Annotated in this window: 15 protein-coding genes; 8 read left to right on the top strand and 7 right to left on the bottom strand. The window is 71.8% G+C overall.

Translation table 11 applies throughout. The annotated features are described in order from the left end of the window. Window positions 1–15: 15 nt before the first annotated feature. The 7 genes from FB454_RS08420 to FB454_RS08450 all read right to left on the bottom strand — a co-directional run bounded on the left by FB454_RS08420 (window position 16) and on the right by FB454_RS08450 (window position 8,194). Window positions 16–1,671, bottom strand: a complete 1,656-nt coding sequence (locus FB454_RS08420; RefSeq protein ID WP_145822765.1) for an ABC transporter substrate-binding protein — start codon at window positions 1,669–1,671, stop codon at window positions 16–18. 277 nt (window positions 1,672–1,948) lie between these two features. Beyond that, on the bottom strand, window positions 1,949–2,737 hold the full coding sequence (locus FB454_RS08425) for an ATP-binding cassette domain-containing protein (protein ID WP_013285147.1): 789 nt from the start codon (window positions 2,735–2,737) through the stop codon (window positions 1,949–1,951). Continuing rightward, complete coding sequence (locus FB454_RS08430) at window positions 2,737–3,999, bottom strand: alanine racemase (RefSeq protein ID WP_071096012.1); 1,263 nt, start codon at window positions 3,997–3,999, stop codon at window positions 2,737–2,739. The genes FB454_RS08425 and FB454_RS08430 overlap by 1 nt, the downstream gene beginning before the upstream one ends. Before the next feature lie 19 nt (window positions 4,000–4,018). Next, complete coding sequence (locus FB454_RS08435) at window positions 4,019–4,999, bottom strand: ABC transporter permease (protein ID WP_013474643.1); 981 nt, start codon at window positions 4,997–4,999, stop codon at window positions 4,019–4,021. Next, window positions 5,000–5,977 carry an ROK family protein gene (locus tag FB454_RS08440; protein WP_071096014.1) on the bottom strand — a complete coding sequence of 326 codons (978 nt, stop codon included), beginning with the start codon at window positions 5,975–5,977 and terminating at the stop codon, window positions 5,000–5,002. Then, window positions 5,977–6,969 (bottom strand): phosphotriesterase family protein, encoded by a 993-nt coding sequence (locus tag FB454_RS08445; protein WP_013285143.1) that lies wholly within the window; start codon window positions 6,967–6,969, stop codon window positions 5,977–5,979. The genes FB454_RS08440 and FB454_RS08445 overlap by 1 nt, the downstream gene beginning before the upstream one ends. A gap of 109 nt (window positions 6,970–7,078) precedes the next feature. Continuing rightward, window positions 7,079–8,194, bottom strand: a complete 1,116-nt coding sequence (locus FB454_RS08450) for a substrate-binding domain-containing protein (protein WP_013285142.1) — start codon at window positions 8,192–8,194, stop codon at window positions 7,079–7,081. A 363-nt stretch (window positions 8,195–8,557) separates the two neighbouring features. On the opposite strand from FB454_RS08450, the gene FB454_RS08455 reads away from it, so the two are divergent. From FB454_RS08455 to FB454_RS08490, 8 genes are all read left to right on the top strand, one after another. Next, entirely contained in the window at window positions 8,558–9,751 is a 1,194-nt protein-coding gene (locus FB454_RS08455; protein WP_486485401.1) for an ROK family transcriptional regulator, read from the top strand. 356 nt (window positions 9,752–10,107) lie between these two features. After that, window positions 10,108–11,430, top strand: a complete 1,323-nt coding sequence (locus FB454_RS08460) for a cellulose binding domain-containing protein (RefSeq protein ID WP_145822766.1) — start codon at window positions 10,108–10,110, stop codon at window positions 11,428–11,430. 287 nt (window positions 11,431–11,717) lie between these two features. Continuing rightward, window positions 11,718–14,147: a ricin-type beta-trefoil lectin domain protein gene (locus FB454_RS08465; protein WP_145752585.1), complete on the top strand. Its 2,430-nt coding sequence runs from the start codon at window positions 11,718–11,720 to the stop codon at window positions 14,145–14,147. Between the two features lie 124 nt (window positions 14,148–14,271). Then, the gene (locus FB454_RS08470; protein WP_123109550.1) at window positions 14,272–15,996 is read left to right on the top strand and encodes a family 43 glycosylhydrolase; all 1,725 of its coding nucleotides are present in this window, start codon (window positions 14,272–14,274) and stop codon (window positions 15,994–15,996) included. 11 nt (window positions 15,997–16,007) lie between these two features. Then, the gene (locus tag FB454_RS08475) at window positions 16,008–17,132 is read left to right on the top strand and encodes an RICIN domain-containing protein (protein ID WP_013474637.1); all 1,125 of its coding nucleotides are present in this window, start codon (window positions 16,008–16,010) and stop codon (window positions 17,130–17,132) included. 104 nt (window positions 17,133–17,236) lie between these two features. After that, window positions 17,237–17,653, top strand: coding sequence for a PPOX class F420-dependent oxidoreductase (locus FB454_RS08480; RefSeq protein WP_013285135.1), 417 nt, complete (start codon window positions 17,237–17,239; stop codon window positions 17,651–17,653). A gap of 43 nt (window positions 17,654–17,696) precedes the next feature. Next, on the top strand, window positions 17,697–18,287 hold the full coding sequence (locus FB454_RS08485; protein WP_030270860.1) for a DinB family protein: 591 nt from the start codon (window positions 17,697–17,699) through the stop codon (window positions 18,285–18,287). 88 nt (window positions 18,288–18,375) lie between these two features. Further along, window positions 18,376–20,187: a hypothetical protein gene (locus FB454_RS08490; RefSeq protein ID WP_013285133.1), complete on the top strand. Its 1,812-nt coding sequence runs from the start codon at window positions 18,376–18,378 to the stop codon at window positions 20,185–20,187. Window position 20,188: the final 1 nt, after the last annotated feature.

Below are 20,188 nucleotides of genomic sequence, written 5' to 3' on the forward strand. Positions count from 1 at the left end.
GGGTGGGTGAGGTCCCTAGGCCGAAGCGCTCAGGTAGCGCAGGCGGGCGAGGCCGTCCATCGGCTGCACCCAGCCGGCGACGGACTCCCGGACGGGCAGGTTGAAGTTGGGCTGGCAGATGACCACCCACGGCACGTCGGCGGCGAGGATCTCCTGGACCCGCTTCCACAGCGCGTTGCGGGCGGCCGTGTCGACAGTGGTGTGCGACTTCTCGTAGATCTGCTCGATCTCCGGGTTGCTGTAGTTCGAGTAGTTGAGGTTGGCGCCCTTGACGAAGCTCGTCGCCAGCATGTACTCGACGTCGTCCACCCAGAGCTGCCCGGAGGTGATCTGGAGCGGGATGTTCTTCTTCGTCCGCCGCTCGCCCAGGGTGGCCGGGTCCAGCGGGGTCAGCTTGAGCCGGATGCCGGCCTTCGCCGCCTCGCCCTGCACCTGGACGGCGATCTTCTGCTGCTCCTCGTTGTCGGCCTCGAAGACCAGCTCGGAGTCGAGCGACGCCCGGCCGGCGGCGGCCATGGCGGCCTTCGCCTTCTCCAGGTCGTAGGTGAACGGGTAGCCGCTCTCGTCGTAGCCGGGCATGTCCAGCGGGACCGGGCTCTTGGCCGCGCGGGCGTCGCCGCCGTACACGTTGTTGATGATCTGCTCGTAGGGCACCGCGTACGCGAGCGCCTTGCGGATGTTCACGTCGTTGAACGGCGCGGCGGTCACCGACATCTGGATGGCGACCTGGCGGTTGCTGGCCGCCGAGATGACCTTGATGCCGGCCGCCTTCTTCAGGTCCTGGATGTCACGCTGGCTGATGCCCAGGGCGATGTCGATGTCACCGGCCTGGAGCTGGAGCCGCTGGTTGGAGGCGGCCGGCACCACGGAGATCCGGATGGTCGGCGTCTTGGCCGGGTCCGGGCCCGGGTAGCCGGTGTTCGCGCTGAGCTCGATCTCCTGGCCCTGGGTGGCCTTGGCGACGTTGAAGTAGCCGCCGGTCGGCGGGTTCTTCGCGAACCACTCCTTGGCCCAGGGGTCGCTGCCGCTGGCGTGCTTCTTGGCCTCGACGGAGTCGAAGACGTACAGCGAGATCGCCTGGATCTGCCGGGTCAGCGCGCTCGGGAACGCCTGGTGGAACTCCACCGTGTAGTCGTCGACGACCTTGACCTGGTCCGCGCTGGTCAGGCCGATGGTGCGGTAGACGCCGGCCACGTTGGCCTGGGCGGCGAACGCGCGGTCCTTCGACCACTTCACGTCGGCGGCCTTCATCTCGTTGCCGCTGGCGAACTTGACGCCGCGACGCAGCTTGAGCGTCCACACCTTCTGCTCGGCGTCCGGCTCGAACGACTCGGCGAACGTCGGGGTGATGTTCTGGGTGTCGAGGATCTGGCTGCCGCCGGCGTTGGTGACCCCGTAGTCGATCAGGTACGGGAAGACGTTCTTGTAGAGCATCAGCGCGGTCAGGTCGAAACCGACGAAGTCCTGGTCCCAGCTCGACAGATAGCTGGAGACGGCGATGCGCAGCGTCTTGGCGGAGGCGCCGCCGGACTTGCCGTCCGTGGACTTGCTGCCGCTGTCCGCGGCGCAGGCGCCGGTGGCGAACAGGAGCGCGACGCTGCCACCCAACTGCAGGACGCCGCGGCGGGAGAGCGCGGGCGAGGAGGCGCCCGGACGGGGTGAACGAGCCATGAGAAGCCCTCCTAGAAGCACGAGGCGAATGGCCCGAGCTGCGGACCTACCTGGTGTTCTACCGGATTAGGCACGAGTGAACAATAGGGTGAACGGTGTTCACTGAACACGCCCGCACTGTGAAATTAGAGCGCTCCCGAAGTGCGGGATGACCCCGGCGTCAGCGTTCACATGAGTTCACCGAAACGTTACGTACGACGGATCGAACGGGGCCGGAAACGCCGATGACCCCGGGAGGGACACCCGGGGTCATCGTGCGCGCGGCGGTCCGCGCGGATCAGGGGCGGCCGGTCTCCTCGGACGCGCCGGTGATCATCGAGACGATCTCGTTGCGACTGGTCCCGGTGATGTCGCGGACGCCGACCTGGCGTCCCCGGCGCAGCACCGCCACCCGGTCGGCGATACGGAACACCTGGTCCAGGTTGTGGCTGACGACGAGCACGGCGGCACCACGTTCCCGCAGCTTCAGGATCAGCTGCTCCACCTTGGCGGTCTCGGCCACGCCCAGCGCCGCTGTCGGTTCGTCCATCAGCACCAGGCCGCTGGCCCAGTGGGTGGCGCGGCAGATCGCCACCGCCTGGCGCTGCCCGCCGGACAGGTCCCGGATCGTCGCCTTCGCGCTGGGGATGCGCACGTCCAGCGCGTCCACCAGCTCCTGCGTCTCCCGGGCCATCCGGCGCCGGTCGAGCAGGCGCAGCGGACCGCGGGTCAGCTCCCGGCCCAGGAACATGTTCATGTAGACCGGCTGCGAGTCGGCCAGGGCCAGGTCCTGGTAGACCACCTCGACGCCCTGCCGCCGGGCGTCGGAGGCGTCCCGGAACGTCACCGGGCGCCCGTGCATCTCCAGCTCACCCTCGGTGGGCTGGTACACCCCCGAAATGATCTTCACGAGGGTGGACTTGCCGGCGCCGTTGTCGCCGACCAGCGCGGTGATCTGCCCGGCGGCCAGTTCCAGGTCGAAGCGCTCGATCGCGACCACGCCGCCGAACTGCTTGCGGATGCCGCTCAGCCGCAGCGGCGGGGCGCCCGCCCGGGTCGCGTCGTCCTTGTGGATGACAGTGCTCATCATGCCCTCCCTGCGCTGCGAGCCGCCTGGTTACCAGTGCCGGGGCCGTCGCCCGCGTCGATGTCGTCCAGCCCGATCGGCGCCGAACCGTCGGCGGCGTACACACCGGCCACGGCCGGGGCGCCCGACCGCACGCCGGTGACCCCGGCGGTCAGCGCCCGGGTGACGAACGCCTGCGGCCGGAACCCGAACAGGACCGTGTCGCCGGGTGCGACGCCCGGCGCGGCCGTCACGTCGGCCATCGCGTAGTAGTCGATCGCCTCGGGCGCGGGCATCTCGACGTCGACCAGGTACGCGTCGTCGAGACCACCGCCCCGGGGCACGATCAGCGCCCGGGTGCCGCCCAGGCCGAGCACCGGATCGACGTAGAGCCCGCCGCCGAAGACGTACGCCCGCCCGTCCCACAGGTGGGACACCTCGCTGACGTAGAGCACGGCGGGCTCCTCGACCAGGTCGGTGACCGCGTGCCAGGGCGTCGTGCCGGTGAGCCCGTGACCGGGTTCGACCTGCGTCACGCCCGCCTCGGCCAGCATGGCCAGGATCGCCGCCGACGTCGTACCCGGGGCGTTGATCTCGACGTGCGACCACCCGGCGGCGCGCAACGCCACGGCGGCGGCCCGCAGGGTGCCGAGGTTCGGGGTCGGCACGACCCGCCCGGCGGCCGGATCGAACAACTGGGTCGGGAAGCTGGTGACACCGGCGAACCGGGCGCCGTCGAGGGCGTCGAGCCGGTGGGCGACAGCGACGATCTCCTCGGCCGGCCAGCCGCCCTCGTGGCCCCGGTAGAACCGGTCGCCGGGCGCCGCGATCCGGGCGAGCAGCGCCTGCTCCCGCCCGGCCGCCGTGCTCGCGACGGCCGCCTCCGCGGCCTTGGCGTCGTTGAAGACCGTCCAGTACGCGGGCGCGAGCGCGACGGCGACCGCCGCCTCGTGCCGGGGGATCTGCACCAGGTGACCGAGGTGACCGATGCCGAGCCCGCCGTGCCGGTCGGCGAGCGCGCACTGGAGGTCGACGCCGACCGCCTCGGTGATGCCCGCGTCGCGGACGGTCCGGCAGAAGTCAGGGTTGCGCCCGACCTGCTTGGTCATGGCGTAGACCGACAGCCCGTGCCGGTCGGCCTCGGCCCGGATGGCGGCGGCGTTCGCCGCGACCGTGTCGAGGTCCAGCGCGTAGCAGTTGGCAGGCAGGTCACCGCTGTCGTGCAGGTTCGCGGCGGCGGCGAGCAGGCCCGGGTTGCGGCGTCGCAGCAGGTCCAGAAACATGCGGTTGCTTCCTTCCGGGTCAGCTTCGCCGCTCGCGCAGCGAGAGGGAGACGGCCACCAGGATGATCGCGCCGCGCGCCATCATCTGCTGGGACACGGACAGGCCGGCCAGGATCAGGCCGTTGTTGAGCATGCCCATCAGCAGGCTGCCCAGCACCGCGCCGACGATCGAGCCCTTGCCGCCGAAGAGGCTGGTGCCACCGACGATGACAGCGGCGATGACGGACATCAGGTCGGCCTCGCCGAGGGTGTACCGGGCGCCCTGGAGGCGGCCGGCGTAGAGCAGGCCGGCGAGCGCCGCACACATCGCGCTGCCCATCAACACCATGATCTTGACGCGGATCACCTTGATGCCGCTGACCCGGGCCGCCGCCACGTTGTCGCCGATGGCGAGCGTGTGCGCGCCGTACCGGGTCTGCCGCAGCACGAGGTAGCCGACCACCGCGGCCGCCACCGACCAGAGCACCAGGCCGGGGATGCCGAGGATCTCGCCCTGGCCGAAGAAGGACAGGAACGCGTCGTTGCTGACCGGCACCGACTGGAGGCCGGTGACCTCGCGGGCCAGACCGGCCACCGCGCCCATGGTGGCGAGCGTGACCAGGAAGCTGGGCAGCCGGACGAGGGTCACGAAGACGCCGTTGACCAGGCCGACCGCCGCGCCCGCGGCGAGGCCCGCCGCCACACCGAGCAGCATGCTGTCGGTCTCGCGCATCGTCACCGCGCCGACGAGCGCGGAGAGCGCGACGACCGAGCCGATGGACAGGTCGATCTCACCCGCGGCCAGTACGAAGACCAGCCCGACCGCCATGATCGTGATCGGCGCGGTCTGGATGACGATGTTGGTGAGGTTGCTCGTGGTCAGGAAGCCGTTGCCGCCCTGGGTGATGGCGAAGAACAGGAACACGACCGCGAAGCCGATGTAGACCACGTAGTCGCGCCAGTTGATCCGGCGCCAGGCCGGGACGGCGCTGGTCTTCACCGCCGCATCGGTGTGGGTCATCTATCGTCCCTCCGCTGTCTGGAAAGAGGTGTTCCGGTGGGCCGGTGCGTCGTCACGTACGCCGGCCTCCCGGCGGGCGACCGCGACGGCGCCGAGCAGGCCGGCCCGGTCGCCGAGCCGGCTGGTCTTGATCAACGGGGCGTCCGCGCTGAGCGCGGCGACCCAGCGCCGGACCGGTTCGACGAGTTCGGCACGGGAGCCGATGCCGCCGCCCAGGACGACCGCCTCCGGGTCCAGGACGGCGGTGACCGCGACGACCGCCAGGGCGATCAGGCGGGCCTCCTCGTCGATGGCCGCGAGGGCGCTCGGGTCACCGGCCGCGGCCCGGTCGAAGACGTCGGGCACGCTCGCCTGCTCGCCGGACACCGCGCGGTAGCGGGCGGCGAGGGCCGCGCCCGCGACCGCCTCCTCCAGCGCGCCCTTCACCTGGTTGTCCTTGTCGAACGGGTCGGTGCCCAGGGGCAGGTAGGAGATCTCCCCGGCCGCGCCGCGCGCGCCGCGGACCAGTTCGCCGTCGAGCACGATGCCCATGCCGACGCCGGTGCCGACCGCCACGAACACGAAGTGCCGGTGGGTACGGCCGCTGCCCAGCCACCGCTCCCCGGCGGCGGCCATGTTGACGTCGTTGTCCAGCACGACCGGGTGGCCCAGCCGGCGGGTCAGCTCGGCCCGCACGTCGAGGGCCTCCAGGTCGGAGACGTTGGGCGACAGCTCGATGGCGCCGGTGGCCGGGTCGGGGACGCCGGGCAGGCCGATCGCGCTGGCCCGCACGTCGGACCAGTCGACGCCGGCCCGCACCGCCAGCTCGCGCAGCAGCGCGTCGATCTGCGCGGCGACCGCCGTACCGCCCCGGGGGTCGGTCGGCTGCACCTGCTCGGCCAGGACGAGGCCGTCGAGGTCGGCGAGCGCGGCCCGCAGCTTGGTGCCGCCGAGGTCGACGCCGGCGACGTAGCCGCACGGACGCGGATGCGCGGCCATCAGCCGACCGTCAGGAGCCGGGCCGGGTTGGCCGTCAGCATCTGGTCGATCGCCTCCGGCGGCACACCGAGCCGGGCGAGACCCGGCACGATCTCCCGGCCCAGGTACGAGTACCCGAGGCGGCCGTGCGTGCCCGGGTTCAGGTACGCCTCGGCGCCGGTCAGGTCCATCGAGAGCAGGATCCGGTCGGCGTACCCGTCCCGGACCAGTCCGGCGAGCATGCCCAGCCGGGCCCGGTCGGGCCGGTGGTACGCGCGCTTGGCGAACTCGCCCTCCGGCGGGTCGGCCGGCAGCGGGGCGAGTACGAAGTCCCAGAACTGCTTGCCGAGCGTGTCGAAGGCGATGTTGACGCCGGTGGCCAGTACGGCCCGCAGGTAGTCCGGGTCGGGGTTGATGTCCAGGTGGCCGATGACGACGCGGGAGAGGTCGGCCTTCTCCTCGCGCAGGATCTCGACCTGCTCCAGCGCCATCGTGCCGTGGGTGGTGTGGGTGTTCACCGCCAGGCCGGTGGCGACGTGGGCGCGGGCGGCGGCCCGCAGGCACTTCTCCTCGTGCGGGGTGATCTCGTTCAGGCCGGTGGCCTGCTCGCCGAAGATGCCGACCTTGATCCCGGTGTCCCCGACGCCGATCGTGGCGTCGGCGACGAACCGCTCCCGCATCTCGTCCACGCTCGCGGACAGCGCCCAGCCCGGGGAGTACGGCTCCAGGTAGATCGCCGACCCGGCGACCACGTGCAGGCCGGTACGCAGTGCCACCTCACGCAGCAGCGTCACGTCGTGACCGACCACCTCGTACGGGGACAGGTCCACGACCGTGCCGAAACCCAGCTCCGGCAGGCCGCTCACCGCGCCGGCGGCGAGGTCGGCGCGGTCGTCCCCGGCGCCACCGGACAGCCACGGCCCGGGCACCAGCGCGCCGAGGTGCTCGTGGCTCAGCACCCGGCCGAGCGACTCGGGAGGCACCGGCCCGAGGACTGTCTGGACGTACCCCATGTGCTTCTTCCTCTCGTCTCGCGGTGGTCGCGGTCCCGGCGGTGGGCCGGGCCGCGTCCGGCGAGGTCCGGGGCCCGTTCGGGGAGGCCCCGGACCTCGCGGCCCGGCGTCAGTTGCCGAGCACCTCGGCCGGGGGCTCCTGGCCGTAGTCGTCGCGCCAGGCGTCGGCGATGTTGTCCTTGGTGGCGGCCATCGGCGATCCGACGACCAGCTCCGGGGCCTTCTTGCCGAGCAGGCCGTACGCGGCCACGATGCCCAGGTTCTCGCCGAGGCGGGTCGAGCCGTTGGCGACGACACCGGCGACGTTGCCGCCCTTGACCATGTCGGCGGCGAGGTTCGCCTCCAGGTCGTTCGTGACGATCTTGACGTCGGTACGGCCCTGCTGCCGGGTCGCGGCGAGCACGCCCTCGGCGGCGGTGGCCCAGGCGACGTAGACGCCCTTGAGGTCGGCGTGGCGGGTCAGCATCGCGGTGGCGATGTCCTCGGTACGCGCCGGGTCGGAGAACCCGGCCTCCTCGACGATCTCGATGTCCGGGTAGAGGTAACCCAGCCAGTCCTTGAACGCCTTGTCCCGCTGGTTGGTGAACCAGAAGTCGGCGTCGTGGTAGACGTAGCCGACCTTGCCCTTGCCGCCGAGCGCCTTGCCGAGCATCTCCGCGTTGGCCTTGCCGAACGCGGTCAGGTCGGCGGTGACGATGCCGACGATCTGCTCGCCGGACTTGTAGCCCTTCGGCGGGGTGGTCATCACGACGAGCTTGACGCCGGCGTCCACGGCGGGCTTGAAGGCCGCGGCCGCCGCGGTCGGGTCGACGGCGATGGTGACGATCAGGTCGGGCTTGAGCGCCAGCACGGTCTGCACGTTGTTGGCCTGCCGTGCCGCGTCGAACTCGGCGCTGGTGCTGGCCAGCACCTTGATGCCGAGCTGGTCGAACTCCTTGCGGACGCCGGACTCCACGGCCTTGGTCAGCGCGGAGCCCTCGTGCCAGACGAAGGCGGCGGAGTACTCGCCGTCCTTGACCTTCTGCCGCTCCTCGGGGGTGAGCGAGAGCTGGTCGGCGGCGGTCGGCGTCTCGCCGCCGGGGCCGACGAACGACAGGCTGGGTTCGGTACGCGGGCCGCTCGACGCGCCGCCGCTCCCGGAGGTCTCGTTCGAGCAGGCGCCGACCATGAGCGCCAGGGCGCAGAGCGCGCCGAGGGCGGCACCACGTCTACGGCTGAGAATCATTGCTCTTCCCTTCACAGCAACGGGGTCTGGAACCGGTGATTCCGGACTGACACGGGGGTCCGATGCGACCGGCACGGCGCGTGCGGGGGCACCCGCCGCCGTCCCTGGGGGCCGGCGACCTCTATTTCCGTTCAGGGTGAAAGTATTATCGCGTTCATCACAGGGAGTCAAGAGTGCTGGTCAGAGATTCGACCCACTCCGTCCGGCGCGCCTCCACCGCGCTTCACCTCGGGTTTCGCGCTTGGGCCGGGCGGGAGCCGGAGACGGGCCGCGCCGGGGAAGTCCGCCGGGACGACATGGCCCGGGTGGTTGCTCATCCACCGGCGCAGCTTTAGCATTCGATCGGAAATAAAATCGGCGGAGGTGGGCGTGGAATCTCGGGCACCCCGGGCGGCGAACCGGTCCACGGTGCTGGCCCACGTGCTGACCCATGGTCCGGTGAGCCGTACGGCCATCGGCCAGGAGACCGACCTCTCCCCCGCCACCGTGTCGCGGATCGTGGAACAACTGCTCGACGAAGGGCTGCTGACCGAGACCGACGGCGCCCCGACCACCACCCGGGGCCGGCGGGCGACCCGGGTGGCGATCGCCGCCGGACGCGGCGTGGTCTGCGGGGTCGACGTCGGAGGCTCCAACGTCCGGCTGGTCGTCGCCGACCTCGCCGCCCGGCCGCTGACCGGCCGGACCGTGCCCACGCCCGCCGACTACGACGCGCCCCGGCTGGCCCAGTGGCTGGCCGACCTGATCGTCGCGACAGTCGGCGCCGACCGGGAACGGCTCGACTGCGTCGCGGTGGGCCTGCCCGGCGCCGTCCGGCAGGGCGACCGGGCGGTCTCCAACGCCCCGAACCTGCCCCAGGTGGAGGACCCGCTGTTCCTGCGGCTGCTGGAGAAGCACCTGGGCACCGCGGTCGAGGTGGACAACGACTCCAACTACGCGCTGCTCGGGGAGCTGCGCTTCGGCGCCGCCCGGGACGCGCAGACCGCGGTGATGCTCACCATCGGGGCGGGGCTCGGCGCCGGCGTCGCCATCGACCGCCGGCTGTTCCGGGGGCGCAGCGGCCTGGTCGGCGAGTTCGGCCACCTGCCCGCCGGTCCGCTCGGCGCACCGCTCGAACGGATCATCAGCGGCTCCGGCATCCTCGCCCGGGCCCGCGAGCTCGGCCTGTCGTTCGACAACGCGGCCGACGTGTTCCGCTCGGCCGACCCCCGCCTGGTGCCGGTCCGGCAGTACGTCGAGCAGGCGCTGCTGGTCATCCTCACCGCGGCGGTGGTCGCCTACGAACCGGAGGTGATCGTCCTCGGCGGCGGCATCTCCCACGCGCTCACACCCGACCTGGTCCGGCTGCGCGGCCGGCTGCACGAGATCGTGCCCGCCGCCGAGGCGACAGTGCACGGCGCGGAACTCGGCGACCTCTCCGGCGCGCTGGGCGCCGTGGTCGCGGCGCTGCACACCGCGTACCGGCGACTCGGGCTCGCGGAGGCCGACCTGGCCCGCGTACCCCAGCCGGACGCCCTCGCCGGCTGCGACCTGCCGGCCCTGGCCGACCACGCCTGAGCAGGCGGCGGCGCTCGCGCCGCGCGCTTCTGTGAGCGCTCACCCGGCGGCCCACCCGGCACTCCTCCGGGCCCGGCCGGTTGAACATGTTATCGATAACCTGCTATGTTCCGGCACGGGAGCGAAGGGCACGCTCCCCGTCACCCCCGCAATCGGCAAGGCGACCCGAGGCACCTTCCTCGCCGCCCCGCCGGTCGGTGACCGGTCCGGGCCGCTCCGCCGATGCACGCCGACGCAGGCGGCCACGGACGACTTCGGCCCCGGCCGCACGCGCGGCTCCGCGCCCTCTTCGCAGGCGACGTCGGCATCGACGGACGGTCCGGCCTGCACCGCCACCCAGGGCAAGGAGTCAAGCAATGGCGAAACGAACACCGCTTCTCTCATCCATCGCCGCCGCGGCCGTGCTCCTCGCGGCGGTCGCCGGCGGCGCGCTCAACGGCGGCCTCGGCGAGACGGCACAGGCGTCGACGAGCGGCACACTCGCCGCGACCGCCGGCTGCGGCAAGGCACCCACGCTGTCCAGCGGGACGCGCACCATCTCCAGCGGCGGACAGAACCGCAGCTACATCCTGCGCCTCCCGGACGGGTACGACCGCAACCGCCCGTACCGGCTGATCTTCGGGTTCCACTGGCTCAACGGCTCGGCGAACAACGTCGCCTCGGCCGGCTACTACGGCCTGCTGCCGCTGTCGAACAACAGCACGATCTTCGTCGCGCCGCAGGGCATCGACAACGGCTGGGCCAACACCAACGGCCGCGACCTGACGCTGTTCGACGACATCTCCCGGCAGATCGAGAACGACCTCTGCGTCGACACGAGCCAGCGGTTCGCGCTCGGCTGGAGCTACGGCGGGGCGATGAGCTACGCGGTGGCCTGCGCCCGGCCCACTGTCGTCCGCGCGGTCACCGTCATCTCCGGCGCCAACCTCAGCGGCTGCAACGGCGGCACCCAGCCGGTCGCCTACTTCGGCATCCACGGCATCTACGACAGCGTGCTGAACATCTCCGCGGGCCGGTCGCTGCGGGACACGTTCGTCCGCAACAACGGCTGCACCGCGCAGAGCCCGCGCGAGCCGAGCCGGGGCAGCCTCACCCACATCACCACCACGTACTCCGGCTGCCGCGAGGGCTACCCGGTGCAGTGGGCCGCGTTCGACGGCGACCACACCCCCAGCCCGGTCGACGGGTCGTCCAGCCCGAACGACTCCCGGACCTGGACGTCGGGGGAGATCTGGCGGTTCTTCAGCCAGTTCGCGTCCACCACGCCGCCGCCCACCACCGCGCCGCCGACCACCGCCCCGCCCACCACGCCGCCGCCCACCACGCCGCCGCCCACCACGCCGCCGCCGACCACGCCCCCGCCGACCGGTGAGCCGGGCGCCTGCACCGCCACCTACCGGACCGTGAACACCTGGCCCGGCGGCTACCAGGCCGAGGTCACGGTGGCCAACAACGGCGCCGCCACGCTCAACGGCTGGACCGTACGCCTGACCCTGGCCTCCGGCCAGGCGATCAGCAGCCTCTGGAACGGCGTCAACACCGGCACCTCCGGCTCGGTGTCGGTCCGCAACGCGGCGTACAACGGCACGCTGGGCGCGAACGCCTCGACGACGTTCGGGTTCACCGCCACCGGGAACGGCGCCACGGCGCCCAGCGGCGTCAGCTGCACCAGCCCCTGACCGGGCCGGCCCGCCGATCCCCGCACGGGGAGCCGGGCCGTGGGGTGGCACCGCGCGGCCCCCGGCCCGGCACCGGCGAGAGGACCGACGCCCCGCCGGACGCCGGGATGTGCTCTAATTAACTCTGGTCGATGTTTGCGCTAACATTCACGACCCCGCAGGCCACCACCACCGGCACCCCTGGGGCCACCGCACCGCCGCTGTTAGCGTTTACACCGACGGCCATCCACAACTCGCGAGGCACCGTCCCGGACGGTCGGGCGCCCGCGCGTACCCGAGGAGCCGTCATGGTGATCCCCCGTCCCCGGCCCGTCCGATCCGGGCCATCGCGTCTCGCCGCACCCGCCCTCGCTCTCGCCCTGGCCGCCACCGGCGGCGGCCTGACGCTCGCCGCGACCCCCGCGCAGGCGGCCACCTCGATCACCGTCAACGGCGCCTCCGGCGGCCAGACGTTCGACGGGGTCGGCGCGGTCAGCGGCGGCGGCGGCAACAGCCGGCTGCTGATCGACTATCCCGAGCCGCAACGCGGGCAGATCCTGGACTACCTGTTCAAGCCCGGCCACGGCGCCGCGCTGCAGATCCTCAAGGTCGAGATGGGCGGCGACACCAACTCCACCAGCGGCTCCGAGCCGAGCCACGAGCACGTCCGGGGCGATCTCAACTGCAACCGCGGCTACCAGTGGTGGATCATGGAGCAGGCCAAGGCCCGCAACCCCGCCATCAAGCTGGCGGCACTGCCCTGGGGCGCTCCCGGGTGGATCGGCAACGGCAACTTCATGTCCCAGGACATGATCAACTACTTCGTGGACTGGCTGGGCTGCGCGCGGCAGCACAACCTGACCATGGACTACATCACCGCCGCCCAGAACGAGAAGCGGACCGACGCGAACTGGACCATCAGCCTGCGTCAGGCGCTGAACAGCAACGGGTACGGCAACGTGAAGATCATCTACGGCGACGACTACCCGGGCAGCTGGGGTCCGGCGAACGCCGTCGCCGGCAACACCACGCTGCGCAACAGCATCGACGTGCTCAGCGGCCACTACCCGTGCGGCTACCTCAGTGCGCAGACCACCTGCACCGTCTCGTCCACCGCCACCAGCACCGGCAAGACGCTGTGGAACAGCGAGGGCGGCTCGCAGGACTACAACGACGGCGCCAAGCCGCTGGCCCGCGGCATCAACCGCGGCTACATCGACGGCCGGATGGTCGCCTACCTCAACTGGGACCTGATCGCCGCGATCACACCGAACCTGCCCTGGTCCACGGTCGGGCTGATCCTGGCCAACCAGCCCTGGTCCGGCTGGTACTCGGTCGGCAAGAACACCTGGGCGCTGGCGCACACCACCCAGTTCACCGCGCCCGGCTGGCGCTACCTCGACTCGTCCTCGGGCTACCTGGGCGGCAACCGCAACAACGGCAGCTACGTGTCGCTGCGCTCCCCCACCGGCGGCGACTACAGCACCGTCATCGAGACCATGGACGCCACAGCGGCGCAGCAGCTCACCGTGAACGTCACCGGCGGGCTCTCCACCGGCCAGGTGCACGTCTGGTCCACGAACCTGAACTCGACGAACCCGAACGACTTCTTCGTCCGCGGCGCGGACATCACCCCGTCGGGCGGATCGTTCTCGCTCACCGTCCAGCCCGGGCACCTCTACACCGTCACCACGACCACCGGGCAGGGCAAGGGCACCGCCACCAGCCCGGTCCAGGGCTCGCTCGGCCTGCCGTACCGCGACGACTTCGACGGCTACGCGGCCGGGCGGATACCGAAGTACCTCCAGGACATGCAGGGCGCGTTCGAGACCGTCGGCTGCGGCGGCGGCCGGGCCGGCATGTGCCTGCGGCAGATGTCCGCGCAGGCCCCGATCACCTGGAAGACGCTCGCCGACCCGGCCACCTACGGCGGGAACCTGAGCTGGGGCAACTACACCGTCTCCGCCGACGTCCTGCTCGAACAGTCCGGCTACGCCCAGATCCAGGGCCGCGTCGGCACCACGAACCTCGACCCGATCGGCCGGTACAACGGCTACTTCCTGCGGGTCACCGACTCCGGCTCGTGGTCGATCCTGCGCAACAACACCGCCGGGCAGCTCGCCACGCTGCGCAGCGGGAACGTCGCCGCGCTCGGCACCAACCGCTGGCACAGCCTCGCGCTGGGCTTCGCCGGCTCCACCATCACCGCCACCATCGACGGCACGACTGTCGGCACGGTCACCGACTCCACGTTCGGCACCGGCCAGGTCGGCTTCGGCACCAGCCAGGGCGAGACCGCCCAGTTCGACAACCTGTCGGTGGTCGCCGGCCCGGGCGGCAACCCCGGGGGTACGAGCGGCGCCCTGCTCAACCCCAACTCCAGCCGCTGCCTGGACGTGCCGAACCAGTCCCAGACCAACGGCACCCAGGTGACGTTGTGGGAGTGCAACGGCGGCGCGAACCAGCAGTGGACGGCGACCTCCGGCCGGCAGCTCCAGGTGTACGGCAGCAAGTGCCTCGACGCCGAGGGCCAGGGCACCTCGTCCGGCACCCGGGTCATCATCTGGGACTGCAACGGCGGCGCCAACCAGCAGTGGAACGTCAACACCGACGGCACGATCACCGGCGTCCAGTCCGGACTGTGCCTGAGCCCGAACGGCGGCGGTACCGGCAACGGCACCCCGATCGTCCTGTCCGCCTGCACCGGCGGCAGCAGCCAGAAGTGGAGCCGGGCGTGACGGCCCGACCTTCGCCGACCGTACCCATCCGCCGCGGCGCGGCCTACCGGGGAGACGACCTGTGACCTCAACGCTATGGAGACCCGACCGCCGGACCAGACGATGGCTCGCGCTGGCCGTGACGATGCTCGCCCTGCTGGGGCTGGCCCCGGTCATCGCCGGAGGGCTGACCCCGACCGTCGCCCGGGCGGACAACCCGATCGTGCAGACGATCTACACGGCCGACCCGGCCCCGCTGGTCCACGACGGCCGCGTCTACCTCTACACCGGCCACGACGAGGACAACTCGACCTGGTTCACCATGAAGGAGTGGCGGGTCTTCTCGTCCGACGACATGGTGAACTGGACCGACCACGGGTCGCCGCTCAGCCTCGCCACGTTCAGCTGGGCCAAGCAGGACGCGTGGGCCGGCCAGGCGGTCCAGCGCAACGGCAAGTTCTACTGGTACGTGCCGATGGTCGTCCGGGCGACCGGCCAGATGGGCATCGGGGTGGCGGTGGCGGACAGCCCCACCGGGCCGTTCCGTGACGCCATCGGGCGTCCGCTGGTGAGCAACGGCGAGATCGACCCGACGGTGTTCATCGACGACGACGGCCAGGCGTACCTGTACTGGGGCAACCCGCGACTGTGGTACGTGAAGCTGAACGCGGACATGACCTCGTACTCCGGCAGCCCCACCCAGATCCCGCTGACCACCGCGGGCTTCGGGGCGCGGACCGGTGACGCGAACCGGCCGACCCTCTACGAGGAGGGGCCGTGGGTGTACAAGCGCAGCGGCCTCTACTACATGGCGTTCGCGGCCAGGTGCTGCTCGGAGTTCGTCGCCTACTCGACCGCTCCCGGGCCGCTGGGCCCGTGGACGTACCGCGGGACGATCATGCCGACCCAGGGCAGCAGCTTCACCAACCACCCCGGGATCATCGACTTCAAGGGCAACTCGTACTTCTTCTACCACAACGGCGCGTTGCCCGGCGGCGGCGGTTTCACCAGGTCGGTGGCGGTGGAGAAGTTCTCCTACGGCGCTGACGGCTCGATCCCCACGATCAACATGACCACCACCGGCGCCCCGCAGGTCGGCACCGTGAACCCGTACTCCCGGCAGGAGGCCGAGACGATGGCCTGGGGGCAGGGGGTCGAGACCGAGGCGTCCTCCCTGGGCGGGAGGAACGTCGGCTACATCGACAACGGGGACTACATCAAGGTCAAGGGCGTGGCCTTCGGCGCCGGCGCGACCAAGTTCACCGCCATGGTGGCCTCGGCCGGCAGCGGGGGGTCCATCGAGCTGCGCCTGGACAGCGTGACCGGCCCGCTGGTGGGCACCTGCCAGGTGACCCCCACCGGCGACTGGCAGACCTGGACCAACCCGAGCTGCCCGGTCAGCGGCGCCACCGGCACCCACGACCTCTACCTGCGGTTCACCGGCGGCAGCGGCTCGCTGTTCAACATCGACCACTGGTGGTTCACCTCCGGCCTCAGCGGCACCCCGCCGCCGGTCCCCCCGTCGACCCCGCCACCCTCCTCTCCCCCGCCGCCCAGCACGCCGCCGCCGACCGGCGACGCCTGCACCGCGACCTACCGCACCACCAACTCCTGGTCCGGCGGTTTCCAGGCCGAGGTGACGGTCACCGCGGGCGCCGCGGCGCTCAACGGCTGGTCGGTGCGGTGGAACCTCGCCGGTGGTCAGAGCATCAGCCAGGTCTGGAGCGGCACGCTGAGCACCAGCGGATCCACGGCGACCGTCCGCAACGCGGCGTACAACGGCTCCGTGCCCGCGTCCGGCTCGACCACGTTCGGCTTCATCGCCGACGGCTCACCGTCCACCCCGTCCCTGACCTGCACCAGCCCGTGAGAGGAGCGTTCATGCGTACCGGAGCGAGGAGATGGCTCACCGCGGGCGCCGCGCTGGCGCTGCTGGCCGCCGGCGTGCTGACGCCCGCCGGCCCGGCGGGCGCGGAGTCCAACGGCGGCACCCGGGTGATGCCGCTCGGTGACTCCATCACCGAGGGCACCCAGGTGCCGGGCGGTTACCGGATCGGCCTGTGGCAGCGGCTGGCCGGCGGCGGCTACCGGGTCGACCTGGTCGGCTCGCAGTTCAACGGGCCGGGCAACCTCGGCGACCACGACCACGAGGGCCACCCCGGCTGGCGCATCGACCAGATCGACGCCAACATCACCGGCTGGCTGAACGCCTACCAGCCGCGCACCGTGCTGCTGCACATCGGCACCAACGACATCCTGCAGAACTACAACGTCTCGACCGCGCCGAACCGGCTCTCCTCGCTCATCGACCGCATCACCACCACGGCGCCGAACGCGGACGTGTTCGTCGCGCAGATCATCCCGCTCGCCAACTCCGGCCAGGCGGCGGCGGTGCGCACGTTCAACGCCGCGCTGCCCGGCATCGTGCAGTCGAAGGTGAACGCCGGCAAGCGGGTCCACCTGGTCGACCAGCACTCGGCGCTGACCACCGCCGACCTGATCGACGGCATCCACCCGACCGCCACCGGCTACGACAAGATGGCAGCGGTCTGGTACCGCGCGTTGCAGTCGGTGTCCGGCAGCATCGGCACCCCCGGCAGCGGCGGCGGCACGTACCAGAACGTGCAGCTCGTCGGCGCCGGCTCGGGCCGGTGCCTGGACGTGCCGAACGGCAGCACCACGAACGGCACCGCGGTGCAGCTGTACGACTGCTGGGGCGGCACCATGCAGCGCTGGACCTACACCTCGGCCAAGCAGTTGCAGGTGCTTGGCAACAAGTGCCTCGACGCGAGTGGGCGGGGCACCGCGAACGGCACCAGCGTGATCATCTGGGACTGCAACGGCCAGCCCAACCAGCAGTGGAACCTCAACGCCAACGGCACGATCAGCGGCGTCCAGTCCGGGCGCTGCCTGGACGCGGCCGGCTACGGCACCGCCAACGGGACCAGGATCAACCTCTGGGACTGCCACGGCGGCACCAACCAGCAGTGGAGCGCACGCGCCTGACCGGCGTGCGACGGGCTCCCCGGCGGGCGCCGCCGGGGAGCCCGTCCGGGCGGCGCCGTCCGCATGACCAGCGGCGGACCCGGCGGGTACGTAGAGTGAGAGCCATGTCGAAGCCGCCGCTGCCCGAGCCCGCCGTCGCCATGCTGCGCAAGCCGAACCCGGCCGTCATCGCCACGCTGCGCGACGGCCAGCCGGTGTCCGCGGCCACCTGGTACCTGTGGGAGGACGGCCGCGTCCTGGTGAACATGGACGAGGGCCGCCGCCGGCTGGCGCACCTGCGCAGCGATCCCCGGGTCTCCCTGACCGTGCTGGACGAGGAGAACTGGTACACCCACGTCAGCCTCATCGGGCGCGTCGCCGAGTTGCGCGACGACGACGGCCTGGCGGACATCGACCGGATCTCGCAGCACTACACCGGGCGCCCCTACCCCCGGCGGGACCGCGCCCGGGTCAGCGCCTGGATCGAGATCGAGCGCTGGCACGGGTGGGGCGCGCACAAGGACAGCAGCCAGACCGGCTGACGCCGCCCCCACGATGTCCGACCCATGCGGAAGAGTGTCGGGCATGAGTGAGCCGTACGACCCGAAGGCAACGCTGCACCACTACCTGCGCGCGATCCGGGAGAATCTGATCTGGAAGCTCGACGGGCTGAGCGAACGTGAGGCCCGGCTTCCCCGCACCGCGACCGGCAACAACTTCCTGGGCCTGCTCAAGCACTGCCTGAACGTCGAGGCCGGCTACTTCGGGACCACGTTCGGCCGCCAGTTCCCCACCCCCGGGGAACTGGTTCCGGACGACGCGTTCGACGGCGACCCGCAGGCGGACTGGTACGCCCGGGCCGACGAGACAAAGGACGGGCTGATCGACCTGTACCGCCGCGTCGGGGCGTTCGCGGACGAGACGATCGAGACGCTGCCGCTGGACGCGCCGGGGCGGGTGCCGTGGTGGCAGCCGGGCCGGCAGGACGTGACACTGCACCATGTCATCGTGCACGTCTGCGTCGACCTGGCCCGGCACGCCGGGCACGCCGACGTCATGCGCGAGCAGCACGACGCGGCGATCGGGCTCGGGCGGGACAACCGGAACGTTCCCGAGGGCTACGACTGGCCGGCGTACGTCAGTAAGCTGTCGGCGCTCGCCGACCGGTTCGAGTAGCCGGCCTTCCGGTATGCCGGCCGGAAGTTTCAACCACATTTCGGACAGCGGATCGACAGGACCAGCAGCATCGTGAAGCATCTATCCCATGAAAATCCGGCCCGCCGTCGCCCCGCCGGCCGCTGAGGACACCGGTCCCGCGCGGCCTCCCGCCGAGCCGCCCTCGGACGACCGCCCCTCCGACGGGCGTTCCCCGGACGGCAGACGCCGGTGGCGGCCGAACCCGGAGTGGACGCTGGCGATCCTGGGCAGCCTGCTGCTGGCGGTGGTGCTGACCTGGCCGACGATGCGGCACCCGGCGACCACGATCCCCGGCGACCTCGGCGACCCGACGTTGCAGGCGTGGCAGGTCGCCTGGTCGGGGCACGCCCTGCTCAGCGACCCGGCCAACCTCTGGAACTCGAACACGTTCTACCCGGAGCGCTACACCTACGCCTACAGCGACACGCTGCTCGGGTACGCCCCGTTCGGGATGCTCGGCTCCGGCTTCGAGGCCGCTGTGATCCGCTACAACGTGCTCTACGTGCTGCTGCACGCGCTGGCGTTCCTCGGGGCGTACGCGCTGGCCCGGCAGCTCGGCGCCAACCGCTGGGGCGGTGCGGTCGCCGGGATCGCGTGGGCGTACGCGCCCTGGCGGCTGGCGCACTCCGGCCACCTGAACATCCTGTCCAGCGGCGGGATCGCGCTGGCGCTGGCGATGCTGGCGCGCGGCCACGGCTGGTCGCTGCGTCACGGATACCGGCCGGAGCGCCGCCGGCCCGGCTGGGCGGTGGCCGGGTGGCTCGTCGCGGCCTGGCAGGTGACGCTCGGCTTCGGCATCGGGCTGCCGCTCGTCTACTTCCTGCTGGCCGCCGTGCTGGTGGCGGCCGGCTGCTACGGCTGGTCCTGGTGGCGCAAGCGGGAGCGCCCCCCGTTCGGCCGGCGGCTGCTCGTCGCGGACCTGGCCGGCGGCGCCGTGTTCGGCACCGTGACGCTGCTGCTCGGTCTGGTCTACCTGCGCGTGGTCGACCTCAACCCGCAGGCCGTCCGCTCGCTGGACTGGACCAAGATGTTCTCCCCGCCGCTGATCGGGTTCGTCACCGCGCCGGGCGACTCGTGGCTGTGGGGGGAAAGGCACGCCGCCGCCCGCGAGCAGCTGTCCTGGCCGCCGGAGATGGCGCTGCTACCCGGCATGACGCTGATCGGGCTGGCCGCGGCGGGGCTGTTCGTCTCGGCGTTCCCGGTGCGGCACCGGATCGCGCTGGGGCTCGGCGTGGCCGGCACCGTGCTGCTGGGCCTGGGCGCCACGCTCGGCGGGGACGGCGACCCCGGCTACCTGACGTTGTCCAACCTCCTGCCGGGCTGGGACGCGTTGCGTACCCCGGGCCGGATGATGCACTGGACCAGCCTGCTGCTCGCCGTGCTGGCGGCCGGGCTGGTGACGGCGCTGGCCGAGTCGTGGCGCCGGCCCGCGGCCGCACGCGTGTCCCGGGCCGCGGCGGCGCTGGTCCTGCTGGTGCCGCTCGCCCTGGTCACGCTGGAGGGCGTCAACCGCACGCCGCACCCGACCGTGCCGACGCCACCGGCCGCGATGCGGACCGCGCCGGAACCGATGCTGGTGCTGCCCGCCGGCGGGGTGGGCGATCTGAACTACATGCTGTGGTCCACCGACGGGTTCCCCCGGATCACCAACGGGCTCGGCGGCTTCGAGCCGGTCACCCAGGCCCAGACGCGGGTCGCCGTGGCGACGTTCCCCGACGCGGGCAGCGTGGCCTACCTGCGCGGGATCGGCGTGCGGTCGGTCGTCGCGGTGCCGAGCCGCGCGGCGGGGACGCCGTGGGAGGGCATCGAGAACCGGCCGGTCGACGGGCTGGGCATCACCCGGGAGGATGTCGATGGCACGCTTGTCTACCGCCTCTGAC

This window comes from Micromonospora sp. CNZ297, from assembly GCF_007827625.1.